Source organism: Candidatus Sororendozoicomonas aggregata, assembly GCF_031528575.1.
Taxonomy (GTDB): Bacteria; Pseudomonadota; Gammaproteobacteria; order Pseudomonadales; family Endozoicomonadaceae; genus Endonucleibacter; species Endonucleibacter aggregata.
In genome coordinates this window covers 1-8479 of sequence record NZ_JAVLSP010000121.1, presented here as the reverse complement: position 1 = coordinate 8479, position 8479 = coordinate 1, and the positions used below count along the sequence as shown (strand labels likewise).

Sequence of the window (8479 nt, the reverse complement as noted above, 5' to 3'; positions counted from 1 at the left end):
AGTTGACCTATTTAAGCAAATTGATCGGAAATTCTGGCCGCACTTTCTCGCACTTTCTGGATTTTAGGCCGAAATTGTCTTAAGTCCGACAGGCTCCTAACATTAGCCCGCTTGATTGAGAAGGCTTTCAGGCGCCTTTTTTAAAAGTCGAACTCATTATTTTTTGCGCCTTTTATAAAGGCCAGCCATTCTCTTTCAGTAAAAGATAAAGGCTTGCAAGACGGGTCTTTACTGTCTCTTACTAGAATACGATTATCATCTTTAGCAACTTCCACACACAGATCGTCCATTGGAGAGGAGAAGGATGATTTTATAAACTCTCTATTTTTCATGGGGAACTCTCTTTTAGCGATTAACCCAAGTAGGACTATAGTATGAAAAACCCTATATAAATGGCTTTATACATTTATTTTGCTTTTTTTTACGTATATAGAGACTCTGTATTGAAAGTCCTTACAATAGATGGTTTATAGGGATTGTTCCCTTCAGAGAAGCTCTTTATGTAGTCGTCTGTTCCCACCGTTTTATTGGATATCATAGGTCAGCTTGATCAGGTGGTGGGTTAGGCTTTGTCCGGTTGGGAAGCCGAAAACACAGAAAGCTGCTCATGGTCTTTTTAAAGGCCCGGATTAACTGCCACCTCAGCGGTGTTGCCAGTATATACAGACCGTTACCGCAGTCGATGAAGCGTGTTAAGTTCATGGGAGCCAGAAGTCTGTCGGACTTATGCTTTCGAGCATAAAATTCAGTAGGGCGAGTCAGAATTTTCGATCAGTTTGTGCGAATAGTTGACCTATTTAAGCAAATTGATCGGAAATTCTGGCCGCACTTTCTCGCACTTTCTCGCACTTTCTCGCATTTTCTGGATTTTAGGCCGAAATTGTCTTAAGTCCGACAGGCTCCTGGCATTAGACCGTTTGATTGAGAAGGCCTCTAAGCGTCTTTTTTATAAGTCGAACTCATTATTTTTTGCGCCTTTTATAAATGCCAGCCATTCTTTTTCGGTAAAAGATAAAGGCTTGCAAGACGGGTCTTTACTGTCTCTTACTAGAATACGATCATCATCTTTAGCGACTTCTACACAAGCACGGCTATGTGCGCTGAAAGATGACTTTATAAACTTCTGACTCTTCATGGGAAACTCTCTTTAGGTGGTTAACCCAAGTAGAATTCTAGTAAGAAAAATTCATATAAACGGCTTTATACATCTATTTTACTTTTTTTACGCATATAGACCTCACACTTAAAAACCCTTACAGCAATGGCTTTTAAGTGTGAGGTATGAGTGTGTTTCTGAAGGCATTTGATAATGCCGCTCAGTTGGATAATGTCGAGCGACATTATCCAGAGGTTGGGGGATAATACACCCGGTCAGGTCTATTTTAAGCAGGCTCCTAGATTTTTTATCGTGCGCACTGTTGCTCAAACAGTTTAGTGATTTCGCGAAGCTTTTCCTGCTTTTCTTCCGGGCTTAGCTCGCTGTACTCCCCGCTTGGTAGTTTGATCCTTACACGGTGATGATACTGTAAGGTGTACAGGTCAGCTTTGAGTGCCTGACAGCGGGAGGACTCACGTTTTTTTCTGTTGTCAGTGACTTGTGGTAAATCAGGGAGAGGTCGTGAATGTTTTTCGAAGGAGACGAGACCATTAATATCAACCTTGTTGGTTGCCTCAACTGAAGCAGGCTCAGGCGGGGAGGACGAGTATTGAATGACGCCTTCACTATCAAGCCATTTGTAGAGTTTGTCTGCTGTCAATAGCCCTGGCGCTAGAAGCAAGAGTATGATTATCTTCTTCATGATCAACCATCCTTGTTGATCTACCACTTATACCAGATTCAACGATACAGTTAAAATGTCATAAAATTGTCGTTTTTTTATGTGTTTTTGCTATTACTGTATGGGTTACTGAGAATATTTTACAGTTATCATCTACTTATTTCTACTTTTCTATTGACTCAAAAAAAACTACAGTCAAGAATGCGTTTTTAAAATAAATTGAAAACAAATATAAGACACTGTCTTATATAAGGGCTGGAGTTAGCGGATGCAGCTTTTATCAGGCGCAGACATGGTCGTTCGCTCACTGGCGAGTGAGGGGGTTGAGTATATATATGGGTATCCGGGGGGGGCGCTCCTACATGTATACGATGCTATTTTCAGGCAAGATGCAATAACCCATATTCTAGTGCGTCATGAACAGGCTGCCACGCATATGGCAGATGGTTACGCCAGGGTAACAGGAAAGGCGGGCGTCGCTTTGGTCACATCCGGGCCGGGCGCTACTAACACGATCACAGGGATTGCCACGGCTTATATGGACTCGATACCCATGGTGGTACTATCGGGACAGGTGCCTTCCGGCTTTATTGGCAGTGATATGTTTCAGGAAGTTGATATGGTGGGTATTTCCCGTCCTATCGTGAAACACAGCTTTCTGGTGAAACGTGCCGAAGACATCCCCGTGACCATTAAAAAGGCTTTTTATCTGGCGCAAACCGGTCGCCCCGGGCCTGTGGTCGTTGATTTGCCCAAAGACATTACCGATATTGCCCATAAATACCACTATTCCTACCCTGAGACTGTCAGTGTTCGTTCTTATACTCCACCAACAAAAGGGCATACGGGTCAAATAAGAAAAGCAGTAGCGCTGCTGATGAATGCGCGTCGCCCAATAATATACAGCGGTGGTGGTGTTATTCTGGATAAAGCGTCTGGTTTACTGACCCGGTTGGCAAAAGAACTCAATATGCCTGTGACCAATACCCTGATGGGATTGGGCGGCTTTCCTGGCACAGACCCTCAGTTTATTGGCATGCTGGGCATGCATGGCAGTTATTGCGCCAACCAGGCAATGCACAACGCGGATTTAATTCTGGCCCTTGGCGTGCGTTTTGATGACCGTGTTACCAGCAACCTGAAAAAGTTTTGCCCCCATGCCAAGATTATTCATGTGGATATTGATCCGGCCAGTATTGCTAAAAACGTACCCGTGGATATCCCCATTGTTGGTCCGGTAGGTGTTGTTATTGAGGGGATGCTCAGCCAGATAAATGCGTCAGGAAAACAGCTTGACCCTGAGGCTATGGATAGCTGGTGGGATCAGCTTAACGATTGGAAACAACACAGAGGTGGCTTGTTCTCCTACGAGAAAGACGAACAGGGGCTGGTACTGAAACCACAACAGGTTATTGAGACGCTGTACGATATCACCGGTGGTGATGCCTACGTTACCTCTGATGTAGGTCAGCACCAGATGTTTACTGCACAGTACTACCTGTTTGACAAACCGAACCGCTGGATTAACTCCGGCGGCTTGGGCACCATGGGCTTTGGATTGCCTGCTGCTATGGCTATCAAACTGTCTTTTCCAGATGCTGAGGTGGTTTGTGTCACAGGTGAAGGCAGTATCCAGATGAATATTCAGGAGTTGTCAACCTGTCTTCAGTATGACTTGAATATCAAAATTATTAACCTGAACAACCGTGCCCTTGGTATGGTACGACAGTGGCAGGATATGCAATACAGCAGCCGCTATTCCCACTCTTATATGGAGTCATTGCCTGATTTTGTCAAGCTGGCTGAGTCTTATGGTCATGCAGGTATCAGGGTGACTGATCCAAAAGAGTTGGCACCGGCTATGAAAGAAGCGTTTTCATTAAAAGATCGCCTTGTGTTTATGGATATTCAGGTGGACCCTGATGAGCATGTGTACCCCATGCAAATGAAAGATGGTGCCATGAACGATATGTGGCTGAGTAAAACGGAGAAGACCTGATGAGACGGATTATCTCTGTACTGGTAGAAAATGAGCCGGGCGCTTTATCCCGTATCGTCGGCCTTTTTTCTCAGCGTAACTACAATATAGAAACACTGAATGTATCCCCTACGGACGATGTCACCTTATCAAGGTTGACGCTGTCCACCTTCGGCAAGCCTGAAGTCATTGAGCAGATTACCAAGCAGCTCAACAAGCTGGTGGATGTGGTTAAGCTGGTGGAATTGACCGATGGCCCCCACATTGAGCGGGAGTTGATGCTGATTAAAGTGCGTGCAGAAGGTTCCATGCGTGATGAGCTCAAGCGAACAGCAGATATTTTTCGTGGGCAGATTGTCGATGTCACCAGCCAGGTGTATACCATTCAACTGGCTGGTACTTCCGATAAACTTGATGGTTTTATCGAAACTATGAATGAAACGCAGATACTTGAAGTTGTGCGCAGCGGGTTAATCGGTATTGCGCGCGGTGAAAGGATGCTGGCGTTGTAAGGGGGCTCTGATCGTTGTGGAAAGTGGACCGTAAGACCTTCACAACAGGTTGGCGCAAGTCTGGTGTTTTTAGCTAGGAGCCTGTTGGACTTATGCTTTCGAGCATAAAATTCAGTAGGGCGAGTCAGAATTTTCGATCAATTTGTGCGAATAGTTGACCTATTTAAGCAAATTGATCGGAAATTCTGGCCGCGCTTTCTGGATTTCAGGCCGAAATTGTCTTAAGTCCGACAGCCTCCTAGTTTAGTGTTTTGCCAATATTTTTTGGTAATTTCAAGGGTGTTCAAAGGGGTATAGATACAAAATGAAGATTTGTTACGACAGAGATTGTGACCTTTCTATTATCCGCAACAAAAAAGTGACAATTGTCGGTTATGGTTCTCAGGGGCATGCCCATGCGAACAATCTGAAAGACTCTGGTGTTGATGTCACTGTTGGTTTGCGTAAAGATTCATCTTCCTGGTCCAAAGCAGAAGAAGCGGGGCTGTTTGTCAGTGAAGTCGCTGAATCGGTCCGTTTTGCTGATGTTGTGATGATTCTGACCCCGGATGAGTTACAAGCTGAGATTTACAAAACCAAGATTGAACCAAACCTGAAAAAAGGCGCGACGGTGGCTTTTGCTCACGGCTTCTGTGTTCATTACAATCAGATTGTGCCTCGGGCTGATCTGGACGTAATAATGGTGGCACCGAAGGCGCCGGGCCATACGGTGCGTTCAGAATTTTTAAAAGGCGGTGGTGTACCCGAGCTGGTGGCTGTTTACCAGGATGTTTCGGGCCAGGCGCGTGACGTGGCATTGTCTTATGCGGCTGGCTTGGGTGGTGGCCGTACCGGCATTATTGAAACAACCTTTAAAGATGAGACTGAAACCGACCTGTTTGGTGAGCAGTCCGTGCTTTGTGGTGGCGTGGTTGAGCTGGCGAAAATGGGGTTTGAAACGCTCACTGAATCGGGTTATGCCCCTGAATTGGCTTACTTCGAGTGTCTGCATGAACTGAAATTGATTGTCGATCTGATGTACGAAGGCGGCATTGCTAACATGAACTACTCCATCTCTAACAATGCGGAGTATGGTGAGTATGTGACAGGGCCTAAAGTTATCAATGAACAGTCCCGAAAAGCCATGCGCCAGGCGCTGAAAAACATTCAAAACGGTGAGTACGCCAAGCAATTTATTCTGGAAGGTTCCACTAATTATCCATCAATGACCGCTTGCCGTCGTAATAACGCGGCGCACCCCATTGAGCAGGTGGGCGCCCGTCTTCGTGAAATGATGCCGTGGATCACTGAAAACAAGCTGGTTGATAAGGCCAAGAACTAACCTGTATAGAATAGCCCGCAGTCCAAAGCGGGCCAGGAGCCTGTCGGACTTAAGGCAATTTCGGCCTAAAATCCAGAAAGTGCGAGAAAGTGCGAGAAAGTGCGAGAAAGTGCGGCCAGAATTTTATGCTCGAAAGCATAAGTCCGACAGGCTCCTGTGTTGATCTGATACCCGTGGCTAATTAAGCATACTCCTGTCTCCTGTAAAAAAAATCCTCGTTTAAAGCATAAAATAAAATTAAATGACCTGAACAGGGAGACGAGGCATTCTCAGAACGGCTTTTTCCTGCAATGTTAAGACTGCTTCTAAGATAAATTACATTCGTATTGTGATTTTATTACTTTTCTGCTAAGTGTAACCACTGGGGAAATACTTATTTGGAAAACCAATAAACACTAAAGTCAAGGAAGACTGCAATGACCATAAAATCAGGGAAGGGTTTCATTATTGCCACACTCAGTGCATTTATAAGTACCGCATGCTCACAAATAGCCGGGGCTAATGACAGGAGTATTACCTTTGACTCCCGTTATATTCAAGGCAGTGATCAGCAGCAGGATATTCGGGGGTTGATGTCATTTGGTAAAGATACCACCGTTCTCAGAAGTATAGGGGTGGATTGGGCGACGGATCGGTGGGGACACAGCAATGGCAGCAGAGCGGGGGTGTTTATTGGTGCTGAACTGCTGGCTGGATTTGTCATGGATGAATCTTTTCTAAAGGCACTTCATGAGCAATCCCATGGCAGCAGGATGGCAGCAGGCGGACTTAAGTATGAATTTGACAATGGAGAAGACAGCTTTTTCCCTTATTACTTTAGTAGCTTTGGAAAATCTGGTGGCTGGACTCAGCCAATAGGCAATCCTTATTTTCAGATTGATGATAAAGCAGCAGAGTATATTGCTAACAATGGTGGCGCTGACCATGTGGAGGTTTTTACCAGTGCCGCCGGCATAAATGCCGAGATGGCTTATGCCAGTTATCTTCAAGACCAGCTGTATTTTAACGGTGCTCATCTTAGCCAGGGGCTTAGCATTATCTTGGGAAAAGCCTCCTCCCTGAAGTATCAAGTGGATGACGATGATGATGGTAATGATTTAAAAGAAATTGAGAAAGCCTATCAAAATATGGGCATAGATGCAGAAACAGATGACCTTAAACAAGCCAACATTGTCGCGCTATTGCTAAGTGCCAGCACCTGGCAATATTTTCTGGGTATTTCAGACTATGTTCAAAACGGTAAAACAGAGCTGAACCAGTGGGCGTTTCACGGATTTAGAATACCCGAGTTTACCAGCTATGCAACAACGCGTGGTATTTCCATGAAAATGGATACGGGCTATCAGTTTAACGATGACTTGCACCTCACGCTGGGTGTTGAGCATGTCTATAAAGGCAAGTCAGCCACAGAGTACACCGTAGGTATGAGAAAAGAATTACCCGTTATGAGTGGTCTGACGCTGCAAGGCCATGCAATCATGGGGTATGGAACAGGGTATCAGCTTCACAGTGAACTGAGTGTGACTGACTCATTTTCTCTCTATGCCGGTGCCAACTACGATGAGCTTGATAGTTTAAATGGTGAGCGTTATATCCAATCTTTGAAAGACGGTATTAAGGATTGGAGTGTCTTTGGTGGTGTCCGCTGGCACTATTAGTAGAGGAAAGGCCCCGGCAAGTTAAAAGCGATCAACGGCTGAATTCATTTAACGGAATTCACCGCAGCCTCCCCAAAAGCCACTAATCAGTGGCTTTTCTTTATTATTGGCTTTTTTATGATCGACAGTGTTATCTTTGCGCCATCTACATTGAGAGGCAGTTATGAAGAATCTCCATCGCATTGGCATTGTAGGTACTGGCTTTGTTGGAATGGCGGCAGCTTATTCATTGTTTCAGCAAAAGGCGGCCAGCGAACTTATTTTTGTGGATAAAAATACCGCACAGGCAGAAGGTGAAGCACTGGATATGATGCACGCCCAGCCTCTGGTCGGGCGTTGTAATATTGTTGCCGATGATTTTTCTGCTTTGAAAGAAGCGGGTATCGTTATTATTTGTGCCGGTGTCGGTCAGTCCAGTCCTGATGAAAGCCGGTTAGAGTTGCTTAAACGCAATATTGTCGTTTTTAAGTCTATCGCTGAATCCCTTGATCGCCACGCGCCCGACGCATTACTGTTAATAGCCAGTAACCCTGTGGATGTATTAACACAGGCAATGCAAACCCTCAGCGAGCGTCCCCATCACAGAGTCATTGGAACAGGCACGCTGCTTGATACCATCCGCTTTAGAACCTTGCTGGCAGACTACTACGGTGTATCGCCGAAATCGGTTCATGCCTATGTTTTGGGAGAGCATGGGGACTCTGAAATCCCCGTCTGGAGTTCTGCTTCAGTGGCTGGTATGTCCATTATCAATCATGAAATCAATGGTAAGCGTATTGATAGTGTTGCACGTGATCACATGTCCAAACAGGTCATCAGGGCGGCCTATGACATTATCAGCAAAAAAGGGCATACAAACTGGGCCATTGGTTTGGCTATTCATCATATTGTCCAGGCCATTCAAAAGGATCAGCACAGTATTATACCGGTAACGGCAAGGCTGACAGGTGAGTTGGGCATTGATGGCGTCTGTATGAGCCTTCCTGCCTTAATTCACAGCCAGGGTGTTGAGAGCCTTATACCCGGTAATATCGACGAAAATGAACTGGAAGGTATCAAAAAATCAGCCGCTGTTTTACAGGAGTATAAAAATTTATAGTTTTTTCTAAAGGAATTTTGGGCAGAAATTGTTATTATTACTGGGTTAATAGCTGGGAGCCTGTCGGACTTAAGGCAATTTCGGCCTGAAATCCAGAAAGAGCGGCCATATTTTCCGATGAATTTGCTTAAAT

The 8479-nt window shown here is 45.1% G+C and carries 8 protein-coding genes; 5 read left to right on the top strand and 3 right to left on the bottom strand.

Annotation, left to right across the window (positions count from 1 at the left end):
* Window positions 1–140 precede the first annotated feature (140 nt).
* From V4C51_RS16150 to V4C51_RS16140, 3 genes are all read right to left on the bottom strand, one after another.
* Window positions 141–332 (bottom strand): DUF397 domain-containing protein, encoded by a 192-nt coding sequence (locus V4C51_RS16150; RefSeq protein WP_330927214.1) that lies wholly within the window; start codon window positions 330–332, stop codon window positions 141–143.
* A gap of 614 nt (window positions 333–946) precedes the next feature.
* Complete coding sequence (locus V4C51_RS16145; protein WP_330927213.1) at window positions 947–1135, bottom strand: DUF397 domain-containing protein; 189 nt, start codon at window positions 1133–1135, stop codon at window positions 947–949.
* Window positions 1136–1403: 268 nt separating this feature from the next.
* Window positions 1404–1799 carry a DUF4124 domain-containing protein gene (locus V4C51_RS16140; protein WP_330927212.1) on the bottom strand — a complete coding sequence of 132 codons (396 nt, stop codon included), beginning with the start codon at window positions 1797–1799 and terminating at the stop codon, window positions 1404–1406.
* Window positions 1800–2046: 247 nt separating this feature from the next.
* Between V4C51_RS16140 and V4C51_RS16135 the strand changes: the two genes are divergently transcribed.
* The 5 genes from V4C51_RS16135 (at window position 2047) to V4C51_RS16115 (ending at window position 8346) form a co-directional block, all read left to right on the top strand.
* Window positions 2047–3777 (top strand): acetolactate synthase 3 large subunit, encoded by a 1731-nt coding sequence (locus tag V4C51_RS16135; protein WP_330927211.1) that lies wholly within the window; start codon window positions 2047–2049, stop codon window positions 3775–3777.
* A complete protein-coding gene (gene ilvN, locus V4C51_RS16130; RefSeq protein WP_330927210.1) occupies window positions 3777–4268 on the top strand; it encodes an acetolactate synthase small subunit in 492 nt (163 codons plus the stop codon). The genes V4C51_RS16135 and ilvN overlap by 1 nt, the downstream gene beginning before the upstream one ends.
* A gap of 304 nt (window positions 4269–4572) precedes the next feature.
* On the top strand, window positions 4573–5589 hold the full coding sequence (gene ilvC / locus V4C51_RS16125; RefSeq protein WP_330927209.1) for a ketol-acid reductoisomerase: 1017 nt from the start codon (window positions 4573–4575) through the stop codon (window positions 5587–5589).
* Window positions 5590–6005: 416 nt separating this feature from the next.
* Window positions 6006–7247, top strand: a complete 1242-nt coding sequence (locus V4C51_RS16120) for a hypothetical protein (protein WP_330927208.1) — start codon at window positions 6006–6008, stop codon at window positions 7245–7247.
* Window positions 7248–7410: 163 nt separating this feature from the next.
* The gene (locus V4C51_RS16115) at window positions 7411–8346 is read left to right on the top strand and encodes an L-lactate dehydrogenase (protein WP_330927207.1); all 936 of its coding nucleotides are present in this window, start codon (window positions 7411–7413) and stop codon (window positions 8344–8346) included.
* Window positions 8347–8479: the final 133 nt, after the last annotated feature.